General features: G+C 39.0%; 20 protein-coding genes and 1 pseudogene. 10 read left to right on the forward strand and 11 right to left on the reverse strand.

Annotated elements, in window-relative coordinates; all coding sequences use genetic code 11:
- Positions 1-56: 56 nt before the first annotated feature.
- Complete coding sequence (locus tag AC1M9I_RS03555) at positions 57-1,655, reverse strand: bifunctional 3-(3-hydroxy-phenyl)propionate/3-hydroxycinnamic acid hydroxylase (protein ID WP_481610708.1); 1,599 nt, start codon at positions 1,653-1,655, stop codon at positions 57-59.
- A 292-nt stretch (positions 1,656-1,947) separates the two neighbouring features.
- Here AC1M9I_RS03555 and AC1M9I_RS03560 point away from each other — a divergent pair, with 292 nt between their 5' ends.
- Positions 1,948-2,460 carry a tetratricopeptide repeat protein gene (locus AC1M9I_RS03560; protein ID WP_035265647.1) on the forward strand — a complete coding sequence of 171 codons (513 nt, stop codon included), beginning with the start codon at positions 1,948-1,950 and terminating at the stop codon, positions 2,458-2,460.
- A gap of 116 nt (positions 2,461-2,576) precedes the next feature.
- On the opposite strand, the gene AC1M9I_RS03565 is transcribed toward AC1M9I_RS03560, so the two are convergent.
- Complete coding sequence (locus tag AC1M9I_RS03565) at positions 2,577-3,080, reverse strand: cysteine peptidase family C39 domain-containing protein (protein WP_481610709.1); 504 nt, start codon at positions 3,078-3,080, stop codon at positions 2,577-2,579.
- Positions 3,081-3,164: 84 nt separating this feature from the next.
- Positions 3,165-3,542, reverse strand: a complete 378-nt coding sequence (locus AC1M9I_RS03570; RefSeq protein WP_092766006.1) for a MerR family transcriptional regulator — start codon at positions 3,540-3,542, stop codon at positions 3,165-3,167.
- A 71-nt stretch (positions 3,543-3,613) separates the two neighbouring features.
- Here AC1M9I_RS03570 and AC1M9I_RS03575 point away from each other — a divergent pair, with 71 nt between their 5' ends.
- From AC1M9I_RS03575 to AC1M9I_RS03610, 8 genes and pseudogenes are all read left to right on the forward strand, one after another.
- Complete coding sequence (locus AC1M9I_RS03575; protein ID WP_481610710.1) at positions 3,614-3,766, forward strand: hypothetical protein; 153 nt, start codon at positions 3,614-3,616, stop codon at positions 3,764-3,766.
- A pseudogene (locus AC1M9I_RS03580) lies at positions 3,763-3,927 on the forward strand (DUF6500 family protein); the annotation flags it as partial. The gene AC1M9I_RS03575 and the pseudogene AC1M9I_RS03580, both read left to right, overlap by 4 nt.
- A gap of 212 nt (positions 3,928-4,139) precedes the next feature.
- On the forward strand, positions 4,140-5,522 hold the full coding sequence (gene ahcY / locus AC1M9I_RS03585; RefSeq protein WP_004814998.1) for an adenosylhomocysteinase: 1,383 nt from the start codon (positions 4,140-4,142) through the stop codon (positions 5,520-5,522).
- 76 nt (positions 5,523-5,598) lie between these two features.
- Complete coding sequence (gene metF / locus AC1M9I_RS03590; protein WP_035266512.1) at positions 5,599-6,435, forward strand: methylenetetrahydrofolate reductase [NAD(P)H]; 837 nt, start codon at positions 5,599-5,601, stop codon at positions 6,433-6,435.
- Between the two features lie 99 nt (positions 6,436-6,534).
- Complete coding sequence (locus tag AC1M9I_RS03595) at positions 6,535-7,245, forward strand: 16S rRNA (uracil(1498)-N(3))-methyltransferase (RefSeq protein ID WP_481594179.1); 711 nt, start codon at positions 6,535-6,537, stop codon at positions 7,243-7,245.
- Between the two features lie 169 nt (positions 7,246-7,414).
- Entirely contained in the window at positions 7,415-10,279 is a 2,865-nt protein-coding gene (locus AC1M9I_RS03600; protein ID WP_481594178.1) for an EAL domain-containing protein, read from the forward strand.
- A gap of 132 nt (positions 10,280-10,411) precedes the next feature.
- Positions 10,412-12,691 (forward strand): NADP-dependent malic enzyme, encoded by a 2,280-nt coding sequence (locus AC1M9I_RS03605; protein WP_481594177.1) that lies wholly within the window; start codon positions 10,412-10,414, stop codon positions 12,689-12,691.
- A 79-nt stretch (positions 12,692-12,770) separates the two neighbouring features.
- On the forward strand, positions 12,771-14,009 hold the full coding sequence (locus AC1M9I_RS03610; protein ID WP_035266499.1) for a multifunctional CCA addition/repair protein: 1,239 nt from the start codon (positions 12,771-12,773) through the stop codon (positions 14,007-14,009).
- Between the two features lie 35 nt (positions 14,010-14,044).
- Here the strand turns inward: AC1M9I_RS03610 and AC1M9I_RS03615 are convergent, their stop codons facing one another.
- The gene (locus tag AC1M9I_RS03615; protein WP_481594176.1) at positions 14,045-14,671 is read right to left on the reverse strand and encodes a LysE family translocator; all 627 of its coding nucleotides are present in this window, start codon (positions 14,669-14,671) and stop codon (positions 14,045-14,047) included.
- 168 nt (positions 14,672-14,839) lie between these two features.
- Between AC1M9I_RS03615 and AC1M9I_RS03620 the strand changes: the two genes are divergently transcribed.
- Positions 14,840-15,295 carry a GNAT family N-acetyltransferase gene (locus tag AC1M9I_RS03620; RefSeq protein WP_481593146.1) on the forward strand — a complete coding sequence of 152 codons (456 nt, stop codon included), beginning with the start codon at positions 14,840-14,842 and terminating at the stop codon, positions 15,293-15,295.
- Between the two features lie 12 nt (positions 15,296-15,307).
- Here AC1M9I_RS03620 and epmA read toward each other — a convergent pair whose 3' ends face one another.
- From epmA to AC1M9I_RS03655, 7 genes are all read right to left on the reverse strand, one after another.
- Complete coding sequence (gene epmA / locus AC1M9I_RS03625; RefSeq protein WP_481594174.1) at positions 15,308-16,288, reverse strand: EF-P lysine aminoacylase EpmA; 981 nt, start codon at positions 16,286-16,288, stop codon at positions 15,308-15,310.
- Positions 16,285-17,352: a 4-phosphoerythronate dehydrogenase gene (locus AC1M9I_RS03630; RefSeq protein WP_481594173.1), complete on the reverse strand. Its 1,068-nt coding sequence runs from the start codon at positions 17,350-17,352 to the stop codon at positions 16,285-16,287. The genes epmA and AC1M9I_RS03630 overlap by 4 nt, the downstream gene beginning before the upstream one ends.
- Before the next feature lie 110 nt (positions 17,353-17,462).
- Positions 17,463-18,629 (reverse strand): type III PLP-dependent enzyme, encoded by a 1,167-nt coding sequence (locus tag AC1M9I_RS03635; RefSeq protein WP_481591300.1) that lies wholly within the window; start codon positions 18,627-18,629, stop codon positions 17,463-17,465.
- 119 nt (positions 18,630-18,748) lie between these two features.
- Positions 18,749-18,982, reverse strand: a complete 234-nt coding sequence (locus AC1M9I_RS03640) for a phosphopantetheine-binding protein (protein ID WP_481593149.1) — start codon at positions 18,980-18,982, stop codon at positions 18,749-18,751.
- A 2-nt stretch (positions 18,983-18,984) separates the two neighbouring features.
- Complete coding sequence (locus tag AC1M9I_RS03645) at positions 18,985-19,629, reverse strand: isochorismatase family protein (protein ID WP_481594172.1); 645 nt, start codon at positions 19,627-19,629, stop codon at positions 18,985-18,987.
- Positions 19,630-19,644: 15 nt separating this feature from the next.
- Positions 19,645-21,309 (reverse strand): (2,3-dihydroxybenzoyl)adenylate synthase, encoded by a 1,665-nt coding sequence (locus AC1M9I_RS03650; RefSeq protein WP_481594171.1) that lies wholly within the window; start codon positions 21,307-21,309, stop codon positions 19,645-19,647.
- Positions 21,306-22,541, reverse strand: a complete 1,236-nt coding sequence (locus AC1M9I_RS03655) for an isochorismate synthase (protein ID WP_481594170.1) — start codon at positions 22,539-22,541, stop codon at positions 21,306-21,308. The genes AC1M9I_RS03650 and AC1M9I_RS03655 overlap by 4 nt, the downstream gene beginning before the upstream one ends.
- Positions 22,542-22,684: the final 143 nt, after the last annotated feature.

Below are 22,684 nucleotides of genomic sequence, written 5' to 3' on the forward strand. Positions count from 1 at the left end.
AATAAAAAACCTGCAAATTTGCAGGTTTTCTTTTAGATTAGTCTTAAACTTTTTGATTAAACGCCAAGTTTATCAAACAGTTTTTGACTGAGCTCTTCGCTCGTCTGAGGAATACTTAAACCAGCGACAAATTTATCTGGTCTTAAAAATGCCATCGAGTATTGAGTACGACCAAACCATGCTCGAATCGCATGCTCCGTATCCCCAAGTGTCAATATTTCATCATCATGAGCATCAGTATTCAATTGTTCAGGTGGAACGACTTTAATAAATTTCACACCCAATGCTTTCCATTTTTGAATACTTGTTGGTGTGAGTCCCCAAGTCGGATCTACTCCCCAAGCAATAATAGCAAAGCCTTGACCAATAAAATCATCCAGTAATTTCACATGACCTGTGCTATCTTGCATTTTAGGTTGAATAAACATTTTACCGATTGGTGATGTCTTATTGACCTGTCCAACCAAAATACCAGATTTATATTGTGGCATTGGCTTAAAGCGCATTTCCAACAAATATTGTTTAACTGGTTTAATGTAATTTAGAACATATGAAATAGCATCACGCGCAGTACCTTGCCATTTTTTAGGCGGAGCTAGCACATGGCCTGCTGTAACAGATAAATCAATCATCGCTTTGGCATGATCATGACGCTCTTCTTGATAAGAATCTAGAACTTTAGCATCTACTTTACCTTGTACGACCATAGCCAGTTTCCAAGATAAATTGAACGCATCACGCATTCCACTGTTATAACCCTGTCCCTGCCATACTGGCATAATGTGCGCTGCATCTCCCGCAAGTAAGATACGCCCTTCTTTAAATCTACTGGCAATACGTGCATTATGGGTATAAACACGATTTCGGATCACATCGATATTTTCAGTGTTTGGTAATACTTTGGATAAAAGTTTAGCCATGTTTTCAGGTTGACTAAGTTGCTCTTGCGTCTCCCCTGGCATCACCATAAATTCAAAACGACGGATACCATGTGGTAAAGCCGCTGACACATATGGACGTACTGGATCGCAACATAAGTAAATATGTGGTGTCGCCAATGGATCGTTTGCAATATCGACAACAATCCATTGGTTTGGTGCAGTTTTACCTTCAAAAGGAATATTCAACATACGGCGAACGTAGCTATTACCTCCATCACATGCCACTAGATACTTTGCAGTTATATATTCAATTGTTTTATCTTTATTTTGGATTTGAACTTCAACTTGATCTTCAGTCTGCTTAAAACTTTGAAGTTGACGAGAAAAAAGTACTTCCACATCATCAAAACGTTCTAAACCTTCCAATAATTCTGCATCAACATAAGGTTGTACAAATGCGTTACGACGAGGGAAACCAAACTCACGTGTTTTAGGTTGAATATCTGCAAAACAACGGCCTGAAGGCGTAAGAAAACGCATCGCATGATCGGGAGTGGTATGCGGCAATACTTTGTTGATCAAGCCAATCGATTGCATTGTTCTTAGAGATTCATCATCAATACCAATTGCACGAGGATAATCAATCAATTGATCGAGCTGTTCAATCACTTTTACTTTTAAGCCCGCAAGGCCAAGGCCGTTCGCCATCGTTAAACCGACTGGGCCTGCACCAAGTACGATCACATCTGCTGAATAAGTGTTGGTCTGTGACATGGTCAATCTCCTCTAATATTCGCATTAGAGAGGATTTTCAGCATAGGAAAAAGTTATGCGAAGGTCTTATGAAATTTAAAAAACTGTCACGTTTACTTCAATTCCATCAAAAAACCTTAATTTACGTCGCACATCTATAGTTTTTACCTATGGTTGAATTTGTAATTCATCTACAAAATATCTCAGTGAATATGCTCAAACCATACTATTCAAGCTTTGGATCAGTTTTACAGTATAATAAGGGAGTAATTTAATATTTTTTTGCTTCGCTTTGAAGCCATGGAATCCCACTATGACGAAACGTGTTACCGTCCCGATTGCTCTCGAAAATCGTGCTCATGCAGGTAATGCCGCTGCTCAATTTGAACTTGCTGAACTTTATATGACGAGTGAACACGATGAAGACATTGCGCTTGCAGAAGAATGGGCTTTACGTGCTGGTCAATTGGGTCATGTCGAAGCGATGTACTGGTTAGGGGAAGGTTATACCCATTATGCAAAAGAAGTTTTAGAAGAAGATCCTGAAGATGCAAAACTAAACTTTGAGTACGGTTTTAACTGGCTCACGCAAGCAAGTAAACATCAACATGCTGCTGCGATTTTAGAGCTCGCAGGTTATTACCGTCGTGGTAATGTGGTCGAAAAAGATGTACAAAAATCTGTTGAATTGGTGACTCAAGCCGCTGAACTTGGTGATACTCAAGCAATGCGTGATTTATCTGCCATCTATGCACATGGTTTAGGTGTGGATGTCAACGAGGAAAAAGCTGATTATTGGCAGGAAAAGGCTCAATCAAGCACTTAAGAGAAATCACGTTTTCTTTGCATCAAAAAGCCTTCATGATTGAAGGCTTTTTATTGAGCTACTTTAGATCTTTTTAAACTATAACATACCTTAAAATAGCAACATACTTTAAGATATTAATTAACTTCAGCGATGATGGCTTGTCTACAAATCCCATCTACTGCCCTTTGCTGTTCAAATACTTTTTTCGGCATTGCTTCAAAGCTATCAAAAAAGCAGATTTCTTCTTCATTGATGTCATATACCAATGAATGATTACCAATGCCTTCTAAAGTATCGTAATACACGATCACAAACTTATTGACATCAAATGCGATTTGAATATCTTGATAGCTGATTGCGGGGGATATTTTTAGCGCAAGTTTTTCAGCTTCTAAATAACTTAGCTTTTCTTGCTCTTGAAGTGCATTGTCTTCATCTGTGGTAAATTCCACATCTAAGCCAAATTTTTTAAGTCCCACAGCTAGACCGATCGTGGTCGTTCCATCACCCTCTACATAACCACACACTTCTTTAAGTTGTTCAATATCTGGGTCTAACCCAAGATGTTGAAAGAGCATCCATACGGCATAAATACCAGCATTGGCTTCTAGATTGGCGAGTTCTTCGAGAATTTCCATCAAAAATATATATTATTTATTGAGCTATCAATTATAACAAATAATCTTCTTCAAAATTTAAGAAATTAAATACAAAATTCAAGCTCACTCATCTAAAAGTTTCAAAAAGTCTGGACATTGTAAATGGTCATCGTATGGACATTTTTCAACGTGTGTCAAAATTAAGAGTAAGTTATTTAAAGTCTCAATTTTATCTTTGATTTCGTTTTTTGCTTCCCTAACTTGATCTCTTTTAATTTTAATTTTTTCATGATCAATTGCCATATTTTTAATTTGGCTCAGCGTCATACCACCATTTTGGAAGATCTTGATTAATGAGATATTTTGTATTGCTCGGGATGAATACTGTCTTCTAAGCCCTTTCCTTCCAATAGATCGAATAAGTCCTTTTGATTCATAAAACCTAATCGTGGCAGTTGAAGTATTTGTCCGATCAGCTAGATCACCTATATCTATTTCCATTAATGCACCTTGACTTCAAGTTAGCTTTAAGTTGCACACTAGCATGACTTAAATTAGAGAGTCATCCTTTCATGAATATTTTAATTTACATTTTAGCTTTAGGCCTAAGCGCTACTTTAATTATGGATTTTTTAGGTTGGGCAAGAGCGATGATTTTTAAAATCCCCTCATTTAACTATGCTTATTTGGGTAGGTTTTTCTTTTTAGTTAAAAATAAAAAATAGGTTTGTCATTTTATGCTTTCTTTTCAAATAAAAATAATGACCCCGATGCACTCATGGAAGTAGCTCATTGGTGGATCATGAAACATAAACTTGACCACTTTGAAAAAGCACAGAAAATAAAATCTCTAATATCATCGGAATCTGAAGTTGACGCGATTTAATTGAAATACTTTGAATCACCAATAACCAACTTAACATTGGAAATTCGCAAGTTTAGAAGTACAATACTGCCCTAGTCGAGGGATGCTGCGACGTTTTACAAGTACAAAATGTAAAAGCGCCAGGCTCGACGATCGGTCAATCTGCTCAGATCGACCAACAACGGCATCCGCGAACATAATGATCAATTTTTGTTTTTTATAAGGAGATCGTGATGAACGCGGTTAATGCTTCATTTACAGATTATAAAGTTGCCGATATTTCACTTGCTGACTACGGCCGTAAAGAAATCAAACTTGCAGAAGCTGAAATGCCAGCCCTTATGGGTCTGCGTAAGCGTTACTCTGCGGCTAAACCACTTGCTGGTGCTAAAATTTTGGGTTGTATCCACATGACAATCCAAACAGCTGTTCTTATCGAAACTTTGGTAGAGCTTGGTGCTGAAGTTCGTTGGACATCTTGCAACATTTTCTCAACTCAAGACCACGCTGCTGCAGCTATTGCAGCTTCTGGTGTTCCAGTATTTGCTTGGAAAGGCGAAACTGAAGAAGAATATATGTGGTGTCTTGAACAACAAATTAATGTAAATGGTACGCCTTGGGATGCCAACATGATTCTGGACGACGGCGGTGACTTAACTGCGCTTGTTCATGAAAAATACCCAGAAGTACTCGCAAAAATCCACGGTATTACTGAAGAAACAACAACAGGTGTTCAACGTCTTCTCGAAATGTGGAAAGACGGTTCATTGAAAGTACCTGCGATCAACGTAAATGACTCAGTAACTAAATCTAAAAATGACAACAAATACGGTTGCCGTCACTCTCTAAACGATGCCATCAAACGTGCAACTGACATGCTGTTATCTGGTCGTCGTGCACTTGTAATTGGTTACGGTGATGTAGGTAAAGGTTCTGCGCAATCGCTTCGTCAAGAAGGCATGATCGTACGTGTTTCTGAAATCGATCCAATCTGTGCAATGCAAGCATGCATGGACGGTTATGAAGTAGTTTCTCCATACAAGAATGGCGTACAAACAGGTAAAAAAGAAGACGTTAACGCTGACCTTCTTTTAAATACTGACTTAATCGTAACAACAACTGGTAACTACCACGTTTGTGACGCTGCAATGCTTGATACATTAAAAGCAGGTGCAGTAGTTTGTAACATCGGTCACTTCGACACTGAAATCGATACCAACTACTTACGTGGTTATAAGTGGGTTGAAGTTAAACCACAAGTTCACCAAGTATATCGTTCAGAAAATGAAAATGATTACTTGATTCTTCTTTCTGAAGGTCGCTTAGTGAACCTTGGTAACGCAACTGGTCACCCATCACGCGTGATGGACGGTTCTTTTGCGAATCAAGTTTTAGGTCAAATGCACTTATTCGCAGAGAAATTTGCTGATCTTCCTGAAGACCAAAAACAAGCTGCGATCCGTGTTGAACTTCTTCCTAAGAAATTAGATGAAGAAGTTGCAGCAGCGATGGTTGCAGGTTTCGGTGGTGTTCTGACTCAATTAACTCAAGAACAAGCGGACTACCTTGGGGTTGCTGTTGAAGGTCCATTCAAATCTGACGCTTATAAATACTAATCTTTGAACAAGCAGGCTGAACAGCCTGCTTTTCTTTGAATTCTATTTTGCTGAAATAAGTACAAAGGATTTGAACATGTCTAAACAGATTCCAATTTCTTTTGAGTTTTTCCCAACCAAAACTGATGCAGGTGCGGAAAAACTTAAAGTTGTTCACCAAGAACTTCAGCTGCTTAATCCAGAGTTTTTCTCTGTGACTTATGGTGCAGGTGGTTCTACACGTGAACGTACACTTTCGACTTTAGCTGATTTTAATGGTAAAGGTACGCCTGTTGCTCCTCACCTCTCTTGTATTGGTGATAGCAAAGAACGGATCGCTGAACTTTTAGATTTATACAAATCTCAAGGGATTGACCGTATTGTTGCACTACGTGGTGACTTACCTTCCGGTCAAGTTGGCTTAGGTGAATTACCGTATGCTCAGGATTTAGTACGCTTTATCCGTGAACATTCGGGTGACCACTTCCAAATTGAAGTTGCGGCTTACCCTGAAATGCACCCACAAGCAGATAGCTTTGATTTAGACATCAAACGCTTTTGTGAGAAAGCCAATGCAGGTGCAAATGCAGCCTTAACTCAATTCTTCTTTAATCCAGATGCGTATTTTTACTTTGTAGAGCGCATTCAAAAAGAAGGTGTGAATATTCCTGTTGCTCCAGGCATTATGCCTATTACCAATGCAAGCAATCTCATTCGTTTTGCGGATGGTACCGGTGCCGAAATCCCTCGTTGGATTCGTAAGCAACTTGCGGCTTATGGTGATGACACTGCTTCAATTAAAGCCTTTGGTCATGAAGTGATTGTGAAGCTCTGCGAGCGCTTAATTGCAGGTGGTGCACCAAGTCTGCATTTTTATACGATGAATACAACTGATCCAACTCGTCAACTTGTGAAAGACCTCGGTCTCGCATAAGCTAGCTGACTTCATCAATTTACGCTTAAATGTTCATAAAATTGACCTTTGAGATGTCTATTGATGAAGTCTAATTTTTTTCTTTAGAGTAAGCCTGACATGCCACGTTTTTTTATCGAAGCTGACTTAAATGTTGAAACTTCAGTTGATTTGACTGAAACGGTATTTCATCATTGGGTTAAAGTCCTCCGTGCGCAAGTCGGTGATACGGCAATATTCTTTAATGGTCAAGGTGGCGAATACGCCGTTGAGTTGACCGAAATTTCTAAAAAATCTGCAACGGTCTGGGTTAATTCATTCCATCCAGAAAATCGCACTCCAAAATTCAAAGCTTTACTTGGTCAAGTGATGAGTAAAGGGGATCGCATGGATTATGCTATTCAGAAAGCGGTCGAGTTAGGCGTATCTGAGATTCAACTTCTCACCTCTGAACGTTGCGAAATGCGTTTAAAGTACGACCGCGATCAGAAAAAACTAGATCATTGGCAAGGTGTAGCAATTGCCGCTTGCGAGCAGTGTGGATTGAATATTGTTCCAAAAATATTAGCTCCACTCCCTTTGGCACAATGGTTAAATAGCACACTCCCTGAAACAAAATTAGTCTTAGCCCCCAATAAAGATGAGGTCGATGTGTTAAATGATGCCTCCTCAAATATAGCGCTACTAATTGGTCCAGAAGGTGGATTAAGTGAAGCTGAAATCCAATCTGCAAATCAGCATGGATTTATCAATTGGTGTATTGGTGAACGTGTTTTACGTACAGAAACTGCACCAGTGGTTGCTTTATCGATCTTAAATTACAAATTTTAATAAATATTTTCTCAAAATTCCGTGATTTAACTCACAATAGAATTGATTTTCATCCAATTAGACAGTACTTTAATGAGAAAAGAGTTGTCGCGCTAAATTTATATTTTTTTAAGTTCGTACTCAAAAATAATTCAAATAAAGTAGAAAGAAAATTAAGGTATTGCCAGTTATGAGTGAAGTTCAGGGAGAGCATGTTTCCAACTCTGTACTCGATAGCCAGATCAAAAGTGCGACTTCTAATTTGCATTTTTTTTTAGCGTGGGTGCTCTTTGCCTGTATCTATAATCAACTTATTTACTTCTTTTATTTCAAAAGCTTTTCAATACCCTATACCATTTGGCTCATTATATTCACCACCATTCTTTTAATCTGTTTTTGCTTTACCCTCTTTTTTAAAAAATCTAATCAAATTAGTATTTTTAACTTAGACATGTGGGCACAATTGGTTTGCTTAATTACTGGAGCTGGTCTAGCTATTGGTATTTATACCGTATTACAGCTTATCCCCGAACATAATCCAGAAGTCAAAGATATACATATGTTGACTTTAGCTGGGTTAATGTTATCTATTGTTTATACTTTTGCTATTGTATTTCTATCGCAGCGTTTACGATACTTCCTTTATGTTTTTTTGCCTTCAGCTTCGGCCATAGTCCTCTCCAATTTCCTTTTTTTAGATAATACTCCTGATGTTTTTAGTTTAATCTTTAATATTTGGTTTGGTGTATTACTTATTTGCGCTCTCCTTACCCATAAGATGTACCGCCGTCTTGGAATATTAAATAGTCACAATAAATTCTATTTATCTGAATCTAGAAAACATCTTATGGAGTCATCACTTCTCCAAGAAAAGCTAAAAAATGAGATTGAAAAATCCAAAGAAATTGAAAGCCAATTACAAATGCATAATCAATTACTCGAACAAAAAGTAATTGAACGAACCTACGATATTAATAAGATCAACGATCGACTGCAGCACCATCAAGCTAACCTCGATTTTGCGCATGAAACTGCTGGAATTTCATCTTGGCTATGGAATATTGAGAAAAGAACCATTGAAATTTCAGGAATTAAATATGGTAATCAGGTTTTACACTACCAAAGTGCTACTGATCAAATTAACGATTTTATTCACCCAGAAGATCAAGAAAATTATCGTAAAGAGCTCCGTAGACATTTAAGAGGAAATACTGAACGTTTTGAAGCACATTATAGAACTAAAGTAAAAGATCAGTGGTTCTGGATTAAAGATATTGGTCGAGTTATTACACGTGATCCTAAAAATAATAAACCTCTTAAAATGGTGGGTATTTTCCAAGACATTGAGAGTGAAAAAAAAGCACAAGAAAAATTGAAATTAGCTTCGAATGTATTTAATCAAGTGGCCCAAGGAGTTTTCGTTTTAGACAATAACTTGTGTTTTTTAGAAGTTAATCCTTATTTTAGTGAATTGGTCAACATCCCACCGCAGGATATTATCTCAAAACACATCTTTGATATTACCAAATCTTCCACATCCCAACTCAGCCAACATCACGCCGATATAACTCAAACGGTGTTACTCACCGGACAATATGATGCTGAGGTCACAGAAGAATTTATTTCAGGAAAGATATTAACCTTGTGGCTGCATATCAATGCAGTTCGTGATGATAAAAATAGAATTTTAAATTATGTAGGCATCATTTCAGATTTGACTGAACGGAAACAAAATCTTGAAAGAATGGCCTACTTAGAGAATTACGATCTACTTACAGATTTACCTAACCGTGTTTATTTTAATTTACAGTTACACCAGTATCTAATTAGTAAATCTAAAATTCTGAGCCATTTTTCTATTATTCGTCTTAACATTGATCGATTTAGACATTTTAATGAGTTTATTAATCATCAAACTGGAGATGAAGTTCTCAAAGAAGTTTCCCGAAGACTGAAATATACCTGTTCTAAAGCTGTTCTGATTTCATATTTAAATAATGATGACTTTGCTATGATTTACAACTTAAATCATAGTCATTACACGATCCAACAAGTCGTCGATCAGATCCTTGAGGCCTTTGAAATACCCTTTATCATCGATGGGCAAGAACACATGATTCATGTCTCACTGGGTATCGCAATTTACCCCAATCATGGTAGACAAATTGGTAGCTTAAATAGTCACGCGGAAAGCGCTTTAACAGAAGCAAAAAAACTAGGGGGCAGCACAGCCTATTATTATGACAACAAGCCTGAATCCATTTTTGGCAGTGACATTGAGCTTGAAAGAGATTTACGACTTGCTATAAAAAATCAGGACTTAGAAATTTACTATCAACCTAAGATCGAAAGTAAAACGATGCAAGTGAGCGGCTTTGAAGCATTAATCCGCTGGAATCATCCAAAGTATGGCATCATCATGCCAGATCGTTTTATACCGATTGCTGAAATGACTAGTCTGATCTCAGATATCGGAAAATTTGTTATTTTCCAGACATGTAAGCAACTTAAAATATGGCATGAATTAGGATTTGATAAGTTACAAATTTCTATTAATGTCGTGGCGCAACAGATCCATCGTGGGGAATTTCTCAATTTTATTGATCAAGCCATTCTGAAATATGCACTTGAACCCCAATACATTGAGTTTGAATTGACGGAGTCGTCTTTACTGGACAAATCCTCACATGTTTTTGATCTCCTCAATCAAATTAAAAATAAAAAATTCTCAATCGCACTAGATGACTTTGGTACAGGCTATTCTTCCCTTGCTTATCTTGCCGACTATCCTATTGATACACTCAAGATTGATCGCGCCTTTATTTCAAAGATTGGCACTCGTAAAAATAATGCTATTGTCGATGCGATTATTTCCATGGGTAAAGCGATGGGTATGAAATTGGTTGCTGAAGGTGTAGAAGACCTTGAACAAATCGAATACTTAAGAAAACAGGGCTGTGATTATTTCCAAGGCTATTATTTTTCAAAGCCCCTAAATGCGATTGATAGCACTCAATATTTAAAAAATGAAGTGCAATTATCACAAACACCTTAATCTCAAGACCAAAGTCCTAAATATGTATGAAATTTCGACTTTTAACTGTGATCACTGCGCAACTAGTGGTATATTCCAAGTGATATAACCAAAAACCAGCAAAGCTGGAATATTGTAATTACTGGGATTCAGATGGACGATCAATCTTTAAAACAGCAAGCACTCTACTACCACGAATTTCCAACACCAGGAAAAATCAGCGTTACTCCGAGTAAGCAACTCGTCAACCAACATGATCTAGCATTAGCATATTCCCCAGGTGTTGCAGTGCCATGTTTGGAAATTGAAAAAGACCCTTCTAAAGCAGCGCTGTATACTGCGCGTGGTAACCTAGTTGCAGTCGTCAGTAATGGTACTGCAGTACTCGGTTTGGGTAATATTGGTCCCCTCGCTTCAAAACCAGTGATGGAAGGTAAAGGCGTCCTGTTCAAAAAGTTTGCAGGCGTTGACGTTTTCGATATCGAAATTGCAGAAAACGATCCAGATAAAATCGTAGATATCGTTGCTGCTCTTGAACCGACTTTCGGGGGGATTAACCTCGAAGATATCAAAGCTCCAGAATGTTTCTATATTGAACAGAAACTTCGTGAGCGCATGAATATTCCAGTCTTTCATGATGACCAACACGGTACGTCAATCATTGTAGGCTCAGCACTTTTAAATGCTTTGCAATTAAATGGCAAAAAGATTGAAGACATCAAAATCATTGCATCAGGTGCTGGTGCAGCTGCATTGTCATGTCTAGATCTTCTTTGTGCATTAGGTGCTAAAAAAGAAAATATCATTGTTGCTGACTCTCGCGGTTTGATCACCACTAAACGTGAAGGCTTAGACGACTCTAAAAAACGCTATGTTCAAGATATTGAAGGTTCTCAGCTTGTTGATGTGATTGCTGGTGCAGATATGTTCCTTGGTCTATCAGCTGCGGGTATTTTGACTAAAGAAATGGTCAAAGTCATGGCGAAGGATCCAATCATCTTCGCGCTTGCTAATCCAGATCCTGAAATTCTGCCTGAGCATGCACATGAAGTTCGTGATGATGTGATCATGGCGACGGGTCGTTCAGACTATCCGAACCAAGTGAATAATGCGCTTTGCTTCCCATATATCTTCCGTGGTGCACTTGATGTAGGTGCAACAACCATTAACGAAGAAATGAAGATTGCATGTGTACACGCAATTGCTCGTATGGCGCATGTAGAAGCTGACGCTGCATCTTATGGTGAAAAGTCTGCATCATTTGGACGTGATTACCTAATTCCACGCCCACTAGATCAACGCTTGATTCTTGAAATTGCTCCTGCTGTTGCAAAAGCTGCGATGGATTCTGGTGTAGCGACTCGACCAATCCAAGATTTCTCCGTGTATCATCAGCGTCTTTCTGAGTTCGTTTACAACTCAGCATTTATGATGAAACCAATTTTTGCTCAAGCGAAAACTGATCCTAAACGTATTGCTTATGCGGAAGGTGAAGATCTTCGTGTTCTTCGTGCTGTTCAAATTGCAGTAGACGAAGGCTTGGCAAAACCGATCTTGGTGGGTCGTACTGCTGTCATCGAAGCGAATATTAAGAAATTAGGTTTACGTTTAGAAAATGGTGTGAATATCACTATCGTTGATCAAGAAACAAATCCTGATTACGAAAAGTTTGCTGATGATTACTATAATCTGATGATGCGTAAAGGGGTAACACCTGAGTATGCACAACGTGAATCACGTCGTCGTTCGACCCTGATCGCAGCGATGTTAGTACGTCACGGCTTAGCAGATGGTATGCTATGTGGTACGTATTCTAGCTACGATATTCATTTAGATTTCGTGAGCAATGTCATTGGTTTAAAAGAAGGTCATAACACTTTCTTTACGTTAAATGCGTTGATGCTCGAAGATCGCAACTTGTTCATTGCAGATACATACATCAATCGTAACCCTACGGCTGAACAGCTTGCTGAAATGACTATATTAGCAGCAGATGAAGTCCGTCGTTTCGGTATTACTCCACGTGTCGCATTGTTGTCGCACTCAAGTTTTGGTTCTGATCAGACTGACCCTAGCGCTCAAAAAATGCGTAAAGTGTATGAAATCCTTTCTGAAATCGCACCTGAACTTGAAGTTGAAGGTGAAATGCATGCAGATGCAGCACTTGATGAAAATATCCGTAGCTTTGCATTCCCGAACTCGCGCTTCAAAGGTTCTGCGAATCTATTGATTATGCCGAATTTAGATGCTGCAAATATTTCATTCAACCTGTTGAAGTCAACTTCAGGAAATAATGTAACAATCGGTCCAATCTTATTAGGTGCGGCTAAGCCAGTTCATATCTTAACACCAACAGCTACTACGCGCCGTGTTGTGAATATGACTGCATTAACTGTTGCAGAAATTCAAGAAGAGGAAAAAAACGCGCTCTAATCCTTTATTTAGGGCACGTTTTGTGACTTGAGAAAACCTCTATTCTGATGCATGATGGTGCTAAGAATAGAGGTTTTTTATGCAAGTTTATTTAGTAGGCGGCGCAGTGCGAGATCAGTTGCTCGGACACCCCTATCACGAAAAAGATTATGTCGTTGTCGGTGCAACACCAGAACAACTTTTAAACCAAGGTTTCCAACCTGTTGGTAAAGATTTTCCTGTATTTCTACATCCCGAAACTAAAGATGAATACGCCCTCGCTCGTACTGAGCGTAAATCTGGGCATGGTTATCATGGCTTTGAATTTTTTACCGATCCCTCGGTAACCCTTGAAGATGATTTAATTCGTCGTGATTTGACCATCAATGCAATGGCCATGAATGAAGATGGTGAGTTGTTCGACCCTTATCATGGTCATCAAGATTTGAATCAACGCATTTTACGTCACGTTTCTGATGCCTTTGCAGAGGATCCACTACGAGTATTGCGTGTTGCCCGTTTTGCAGCTCGCTATCATCAGTATGGTTTTAAAGTAGCTGAAGAAACCATAGCCTTAATGAAAAATTTGGCTGATTCTGGTGAATTGCAAGCACTTACGCCTGAACGTGTTTGGAAAGAAACTTCTCGTGCTTTAATGGAACGTGATGCTGATATTTACTTCGAAGTCCTTCGTCAGTGTGATGCTCTCAAAATCCTCTTTCCAGAAATCGAAGCATTATTTGGTGTACCACAACGTCCTGAATACCATCCTGAAATTGACTGTGGTATTCATACCTTGATGTCATTACAACAAGCTTGTAAAGCAGACTACTCGATGGATGTACGCTTCGCAGTATTAGTGCATGATCTGGGTAAAGCACTCACGCCTAAAGATGAGTTACCTCGCCATATCATGCATGAGGAACGTGGTGTTCAGCCCGTGACTGATTTATGTGAACGTCTTAAAGTTCCGACCCAAACCAAACAATTGGCTATTGCGGTGTGCAAAGAACATCTTAAATGCCATCAGGCGTTTACATTAAAACCAGGAACACTTTGGCGTCTATTACAACGTTTAGATGTATTACGCCGTCCTGAACGTGTTGAGGCTTTTGTACAAGCATGTGAATGTGATGCCAAAGGTCGCTTAGGTCTCGAAGACCGTGAATATCCTCAAGCAAAATATGTATTAGATGCAGTACAGATTGTTCGTTCAATTAAAGCATCTGATTTACCGCCTGAGATCAAAGGCCCTGATATTGGTGAAATGCTGATCCAAAAAAGAATTGAAGCTTTGTCAATGCACCGAGAAAAATATCAATCCATTGTAAATACATAATATTTACCTCCTGAAGCTCAGGAGGTAATCGTATTTTAAAAGAATGATTGTTGAAAATATTTAAAAGAATCAATCATTGGTTTAATGATCGAAGCCACTAATAATAGCGCCATACTGTAATTGAAGATCTTTAGATGCTGTGGCGTACGCACCAAAGTTTGTAATTTTTCTCCGAGTATTCCCCAAGCTCCCGTGCATGGAATACAGACTAACCCAAACACAACACCCAAAATGATATACCAATAAAATTCACTGCCTGCAGCTAAATAAGTCGTCACCGCGCCCATTGCCATAATCCAAGCTTTTGGATTGACCCATTGAAATAATGCAGCTTGCAAAAAAGTAATGGGTTTCGCTTGAGTTTTATCTAATTCAACTGAGCCTGATTTAGCAATCTTAATCACTAAATAGATTAAATAAGCAATACCGATCAACTTTAGAATTTCGTAAACCAATTGATTTTGGCTCAGTAATGTACCAATTCCTAGACCAACCAAAATCACCATGACCCCAAAACCGATTGCTACACCTAAAATGTGTCCATAAGTCGCACGGAGTCCAAAGTTCACTCCTGAAGTTGCGACCATCAAATTGTTAGGTCCAGGTGTTATGGATGTCACAAATGAATATAGAACAAAGGATATAAATATAGAAAAAGACATATAGTCGCCTATGATTATTTTTTTTAAAACTTCACGTTGGAAAGATGAATTAAATCGAATATTAGAAGATAAAATATTAAATTTATCTAAACAAAATACATGAAAGATTAGATTATTTAAACATACTTCAATTCATACTTATAAATCATGTTTTTAAGAGCCACGACAATGCTGATTAGACCTGTAGATTCAAACCATGATGTTGCAGCGATCGCTGAATTGACTACCCAACTCGGCTATCCAACTCAAACAGAAGTTATGAAAGAACGTTTGATGAGGTTGCAAGCCCAGGAGCGTTATACAACCCTAGTATTTATCGATCATGGACAAGTTGTCGCATATATTGGTTTTGTTGAAGAAATATCATGTGAATGTGCTGATCCGTATTTTCGCATTCTAGTACTCATTGTAGATCAGGCGCATCGCGATAAAGGGATTGGTCAAAAACTGTTGGCTCACGTTGAACATATAGCCAGTCAACAAGGTATTCAAAAAATTGTGGTCAGTAGTGGTAATCGTGCTGAACGATTACCTGCACATCAGTTTTATTTAAATCACGGTTTTAAAGCGTATAGCACGACATTTGTCAAAATATTAGCTCCTCAAGATCGTCCATTATCCTGAGGATAAAAAATCTTATGAGCGATCAGCAGGAAATGTAATCACTTGCTCTAATTTCATTTTCTCTGTTGCCACCATCAGTAAACGATCGATTCCTAATGCGATACCTGAGCATTCTGGCATTTTAGGCAATGCGGCTAAGAGATTTTCATCTATTGGCATAACATCTAAGCCTAATTTTTCGCGTTCAGCATTATCAGCTTCAAAACGAGAACGCAATACATCTGCATCAATCAACTCATCATAAGCATTTGCTAACTCTAAGCCCTCAATGTAAAGCTCAAAACGTGCTGCAACCAATTCCCCATCTTCATCAACTCGAGTTTTTGCAAGAGATGCAAGTTCTGGTGGAAAATCCGTTAAAAATACAGGCGTATCAAAACCTAAGCTCGGTTCCACCATATGCGAAAATAACAGGTCGATATATCCTAGACGATCATCACCCAGATCTAGATTTAACCCAACACGATTACAACAATCCTTTAATTCCTCTAATGTGGATTTAAGTGGATTAAGATCTAAGCGATCTATAAATGCATGTTTATAACTTAAAATCGTAGGTCGCACTTCGCCAAAACGATGTGCCAAAGTGACATTGAGTAAATCTGTAACTTCAAACATCAAGTCTTTGAGACTAAAATCAGGTCTATACCACTCAAGCATGGTAAATTCACTGTTATGTTTACGGCCATGTTCATCATCACGAAAAACTTTACAGATTTGATAAATTGGCCCTACTCCTGCTGCTAACAGGCGTTTCATGGCAAATTCTGGTGAAGTTTGAAGATAGTGCTTTTTCAAATGACCATGCACATGACGGCTTGCCTCAACTGATGCCAAGTGGACATCGGTTACTCCAGCATGAGATAAAATTGGAGTTTCCACTTCCAAAACATCACGTTCTAAAAAAAATTGGCGAATCTGTTGATACATCTTCGCTCTGGCTTTCATGGCAGCAAAATCGCAAGTTGGTAAATAGCTCAGAGAGTCAGTCATGCTTGCGGCCCTCCATGAGCAGCCCATTCACGGCGTAATGGATAGGTTTTGCGTAATTGATCAAATGAGGCTTGATCTACTTTCCCATCTTTGAGGCATGCTCTTAAGTTCTGATCATCTCTAAAGATATCGTAGATATGGTTTAATTGAGTTTTCAGCGTGTGCTTGAGATCACTATTGTTAAAATATTGTTCACATGTAGGCAATTGGGTTTCGAACTGTTTTAAAGGTTGATGGCCGAAATGCTGACAGAAAGCATCATAAATCATCTGGGTACCACGCGCTTTACCCTCAAGACTATACCCCGCAATATGAGGTGTCACCAATTGCACAAGATCCAGTAACTCTTCCGTAATGACTGGTTCATGCTCAAAGACATCTAGTACAACTTTACGACCTGTTGCTCGAATATCTGCAATCAAAGCCTGTTCTTCAATGACTGGACCACGGGCAGAATTAATTAAAAATGTAGATGGTTTAAGCTTTTTTAAGGTCTCAGCATTAAACATATGTCGGGTTGCATGCATCCCTGAAGTGGTTAATGGCACATGGATAGAAATTGCATCTGCTTTCGAAAAAACTTCATCTAAAGTGACTTGCTGAATATCTGCTCTTTGTACAAAAGGATCAACCCCAATGACGTTCCATCCCAATAATTTCGCCATATGTGCGAGTCGTGAACCGACATTACCCAGTCCAATAATGGCTAAAGTGAAATCTTGTTCTGCATCTAGCAAATGAGGATTTAGAGCTAATAACGCCGTAATAACATATTCAGAAACAGCTTGGGCATTACATCCTGCAGCATTTGACCATTGAATATTTTGCTGTTCAATTGCTGGAATGTCCAAGTGATCTGTTCCGATCGTTGCACTACCAACAAAGCTTAATGCAGTATTTTGAATGAGCGCAGAATTCACTTTCGTCACAGAACGTACTAATAAGGCTTCAGCATCGACCACATCTTCATGCTTTAAGGTACGACCAGCTTTATTATCAATATCGCCAAATTCTGAAAAGAAATAATCTGTGAATGCGAGATTTTCATCTGCAACGATTTTCATGAGCCTACCCATCAAGATTTTAGCATTATGATAACGCTTCTGGGAGGGTTAGGCTATGTGGCTCGCAGCTTGAGCGACTGACTACCAACCACATAGCACCATTCCTTAAATCAATCTAAATAGAACGTTTTTAAAGGTGGATAACCATTAAATTCGACCGAAGCATAAGAGGTTGTATAAGCTCCAGTACTTAACCAATAGAGTCGATCTCCAATGCTCAAGTTTTTAGGTAACTGATAAGGCACTTTTTCATACATGATATCAGTAGAATCACAGGTCGGGCCTGCAAGCACAACACTTGAATGCTCAGGTGCTGAATGCATTTTAGGTGTGTATATAGGATATTTGATCATCTCACCTAAAGTTTCAATTAGTCCATTAAAGACGCCCACATCCGTGTAGACCCATCGTTTATCATCATGTGCTGATTTATTGGCGATAAGAACAATCTCTGAAACAATCACTCCAGCATTACCCACCAATGATCTGCCTGGCTCCAAAAATAATATCACCTGATCATCAAAGTGTTCATCGAGATAGCGTTGAATCTCATGCGCATAACTTTGGATACTGTCAACATCAGCTAAGTAATGTGCTGGGAAACCACCACCCAAATTGATTAATTGTAAGCTGATACCGTATTGGTCTTTCAAAGTATTAAATATTTGCTTCACTATCGTTAAAGCTGAACGCCATACAGTGACATCACGTTGCTGACTACCGACATGGAATGACACGCCAAAGGGTATTAAACCCAATTGTCTAGCTTTCACCATTAAATCAACCGCCATATCTGGATGGCATCCAAATTTACGTGACAGTGGCCAATCTGCTGTACCTCCCGACTCTACCATTGCCCTGACAAAGACTTTAGAGTTCGGTGCGAATTCGGCAATTTGTGCGAGATCTGCTTCCGCATCGGTGACAAATAAACGGATTCCTTTTTGGTAAGCATACTCAACGTCTGAAGCTTTTTTAATAGTATTACCGTATGAAATACGATCTGGATGAATTCCACATTCAAGCGCTTTGTCTAACTCATAAATTGATGCAACATCAAAACATGAGCCAAGTTGATCAAGTTTATGAATAATTTCACGACCTGGATTTGCTTTCACTGCGTAATAAATATGGGCTTTTGGAAAGCTATTCTGCAACTCAATAAATTGAGTTTGCACTTGATCTAAATCAACAACTAAAAAAGGGCTTTGCTTTGTTTCGGCAAAATTTTGGATTTTTTTCCATTGTTGATCAGAATAGTATTTTTCTAATTGCATGTAAGATCCACTCACGTTAGCGAATAATTTAACGAAAATGGCCTTTGGCTATAAGTACTTTGGCTAGGGCCGTTGATTGTGCATATGTTGATTTTCAAGGTATGCACATTAGTCTTACATTAATCTCTATCCAATCTAAGACGATCACTCCATTCATTCAACGTTGGCTCCTCCACCAGATCTTGAAATTCAATTTGAAAGCCTTTTTCACGTAGCAATCCAACCAGCGTCATAAGACTGACTGAATCAAGTCCTAACATAAATAAATTATCCTCCTGCTGAATTTCATCTACAGGTAAATTCAATTGATGAGCGACCATATTTTTTAACTCAATCATGCTTAATTCATTCATGATCATTGCCCCTGACCTAAGGCGTTAATCACAGTCTGAGTATCCATGACTTTTGCACAGCGCCCAGTCGCATACTTTAGTGCAAGATCATGTTCTTTTCGGCTAAAATCCGCCAAGGCATCACCCACCATAAATGCTTGAATATCCAACATAAATGCTTCGGCAGCTGTTAATAAGCAACCAATATGGGCATATACTCCACAAATCACTAATTGATCGCGATTGGCTTGTTTGATTTGCTGCTCAAAATCACTTTTTTTAAATGCGCTATAGCGCCATTTTGTCAGCACGGTGTCTTCATTTTTTGGTTGAAGTGGATCAATAATTTTGGTCAATGCTGGATCAGCTGACAAACCTTTACCCCAAAAATCCGTTAATAGTTGACGATGTTCTTGCGTCTGATCTCCAGGTTGTGCGGTGTAATAGACTGGAATTCCTAGTGCATGTGCCTGATCAATAAGGGCTTTACAATTTCGGATTAATGTGGGAATGGGCGCTTGGGTCTGATCGTAAAAATCTAAAAAATATTGCTGAACATCATGTACCAATAAAACCGACCGTGACGCATCTAAAGTCCAATCAACTTTGTTAACTGGAAAATCTTGAGCAGATGGCATGGGATAACTTGCAATACGTGGGATTGCCATATTTTATTTCCTTAGTTAAATCGTGTCTTCGGTGAGGCGTTTTCTGAGTTGTTTCTTGTCGATTTTGCCCAATGCCGTATAAGGCATTTCTTCAATAAATTCGATGCGATCTGGGATCTTATAGGTCGCCAGACCGTATACTTGAACAAATTGTCTAATTTGCAGTTTCAGCCTTGTTTCTGATGCATCTTGATCGTTAGGTCGCCATTGAATAAATGCACAACTTTTTTCTCCTAACTTTGGATCTGGTTGTGCAACCAAGGCAGACAAGATGATTTGTTGGTGTTGATTTAAAACCTGTTCGACTTCTTCCGTCGCGATTTTTTCACCGCCACGATTAATTTGTTCCTTACTTCGTCCTTCAACAATAATATTGCCTTCTGGCGTTAATCGTACTAAATCACCAGTGCGATAAAATCCATCTAAGGTAAAAGCACTTCGATTATGTTCTGAAGCCCGATAATAACCTCTAATGGTATAAGGGCCGCGAGTTAAAAGATGCCCCACCTCACCCAATGGCAGCTCGTGATCCTCCTCATCGACGATTTTTATTTCATCATCTGGACTTATACGGGAACCTTGGGTACCTATAATGACTTCTTTCGGATCATCGTAACGCGTGTAATTCACCAAGCCTTCTGCCATACCAAATACTTGTTGTAATCGGCATTGGTATTGATCAATCAACTTTTCAGCTAAAGCATCTGGCAACCTTGCTCCACCGACCTGTAAGGTCGTTAATTTTTTAAAAATATTTGTTGCGCCATTTTGAACAGCTTCAGCCCATGTTGCTGCTAATGCAGGTACAAGAGCAACATGCGTGATATAGTGCGATTCAATGAGTGGAAATGCAGTTTGGGGAGAAGGATCTTTCGCTAAAATAAGTGTTCCACCTGCATAAAATAGCCCCAATGAACCAGCCGAACTCATACTGAAATTATGTGCTATTGGAAGCACCATAAGCATACGGCTTTCTGTATCAAGTTCACAAATATCTGCACTGGCACGAACACTATACAAATAGTCATCATGTGTTCTTGGTATAAGTTTCGGTGTGCCAGTACTGCCCCCTGAAAGTTGAAAAAAAGCCACATGGCGAGCCGTTAATTTGGGCTTTGAAACCATATGATTTTTAAACGATGCAAGATTCGGCCAAGGATCAAAATCGCCTGCATCACCAACGACAATCACTTGCTGTAAAGTCGGACATCTGCGCTGGCACTCTTGCGCTAAGGATCTGTAATCAAAGCCTAGATGCTTATCTGCACAGATATACAATTTGGCATCTGTTTGCAGAATAAAATGACTTACTTCGGCATGACGGTGTGCTGGTAAACTCATCACTGGTCGCATCCCTATCCGCAAAGCTGCAAAATAAGCAATAAAAAACTCTGCTATATTTGGCATTTGAATCACAACAGCATCTGCCAGCCCATAGCCTTGTTTAGTCAAGAAGACTGCAAATTGTTCAATATTTTGATTCAGCTCTTGATAAGAATACTGGCGATCACCACAAATCAATGCCACCTGATTGGCAAATTTCTGGGCTGATTCTTGAAAAAACTCTGAAATGGTTTGACCTTTCCAATATCCCTTTTGAATGTACCGCTCTACGAATTCTTCTGGGTATGGCACGATGCCATCCCAGAGTAAAGACTCGTCATTTACATTCGCATTCATTTTATTCCCCCATGATTTAAGTGCTGAGAATCTAAACCCAATGCATTTAACATCGTTTTAAATTTCACGATGGTTTCTGACAGTTCACTGTTCGGCTGTGAAGCTTCAACAATTCCTGCACCCGCATAAAGACGAGCATAATGGTCAAAGATACGCCCACAACGTACATTCACTGCCCAAGCACCATTCCCTCGGGCATCACACCACCCCATGGTTCCTGCAAAAAGGTTACGGTTAAAAGGCTCTAGTTCCGAAATCAACTGGCGAGCCATAGGGGCTGGTTGTCCACAGACTGCTGGCGTTGGATGTAAAATTGAGACCACATCAAAGATATGTTGCTCTGGATCTTTCAACGTTCCCTGAATTTTGGTCGCCAAGTGCCAAACCGCCTCTGTTTTAATCAGTGAAGGTGATTTTGGGATATTGAGCGTTTTGCACAAGGGAGAGAGTTGATCTGCAATGGCTTCGATGACGACGGCGTGTTCATGCTGATCTTTTTGCGAAGCAAGCAATTTTTCAGCTTGTTGTTGATCCAGTGTTGGATCTGAATGACGTGCTAATGTTCCTGCAACTGGATGGCTAAACAAATATTCATTTTGCTTCGCAACGAGAAGTTCTGGACTTGCCCCCATAAACCAACCAGATTGTTTTGGGTTTTGGGCCAACGCAAATGTGTAGCCATCAGGATTAGAGGCCAACAACTGGTAAAATAAATCAATAATATTAATTTTGTGTTGGGTTTTAAGATCAATTGCCCGAGCCAACACTGCTTTTTCTAGCGGTGATGACTTCATCAATTCAACCAATTTAACGACACCAGCAATGTATTCCTCTTGTGTTGGGATGAGAGTCGCTTGTACTTGATCATCAAGAGAAGACTGAGCAGATTGATCAATGCGCTCATTTACAAATGTGTTTTTTGCTTCCGCAATCGAGATTTCTGGTAAATCTCGATGATCAAAAGGCAAGCTCCCGACCAAAATAAGATCTTTATTCGCTGTTAATTCGATTTTTTTTTGTAGTGTAGATTTTGCTTGTTCGAGCCACTGTGCTTGCTGCTGATTAAAATTTAAATGAGAAGCTCGATCAAATTCGATATGTTCAATTAACTTTTTACTTGAAATGGTCCCCGTTGGCGTTGCGAACACGAAGCCAGGTTGATCTTCCTCAATTAACTCTTCCTTTTTTATGCCTATCATATTTTGAAAAACTGACGGTTCTATTGGCAACATATTTGTTCTCACGATTATCTGTTCACACTGCGTGCATCAAACTTTCAACATTCACAAAAGGACAACCTCTAGGAGTTGAACGCAACCAATATAATAATTATTATTCCCAATTGAAAATGATTATCGTTTCAATTTGTTAATAA

The organism is Acinetobacter sp. ANC_7553 (genome assembly GCF_056779895.1).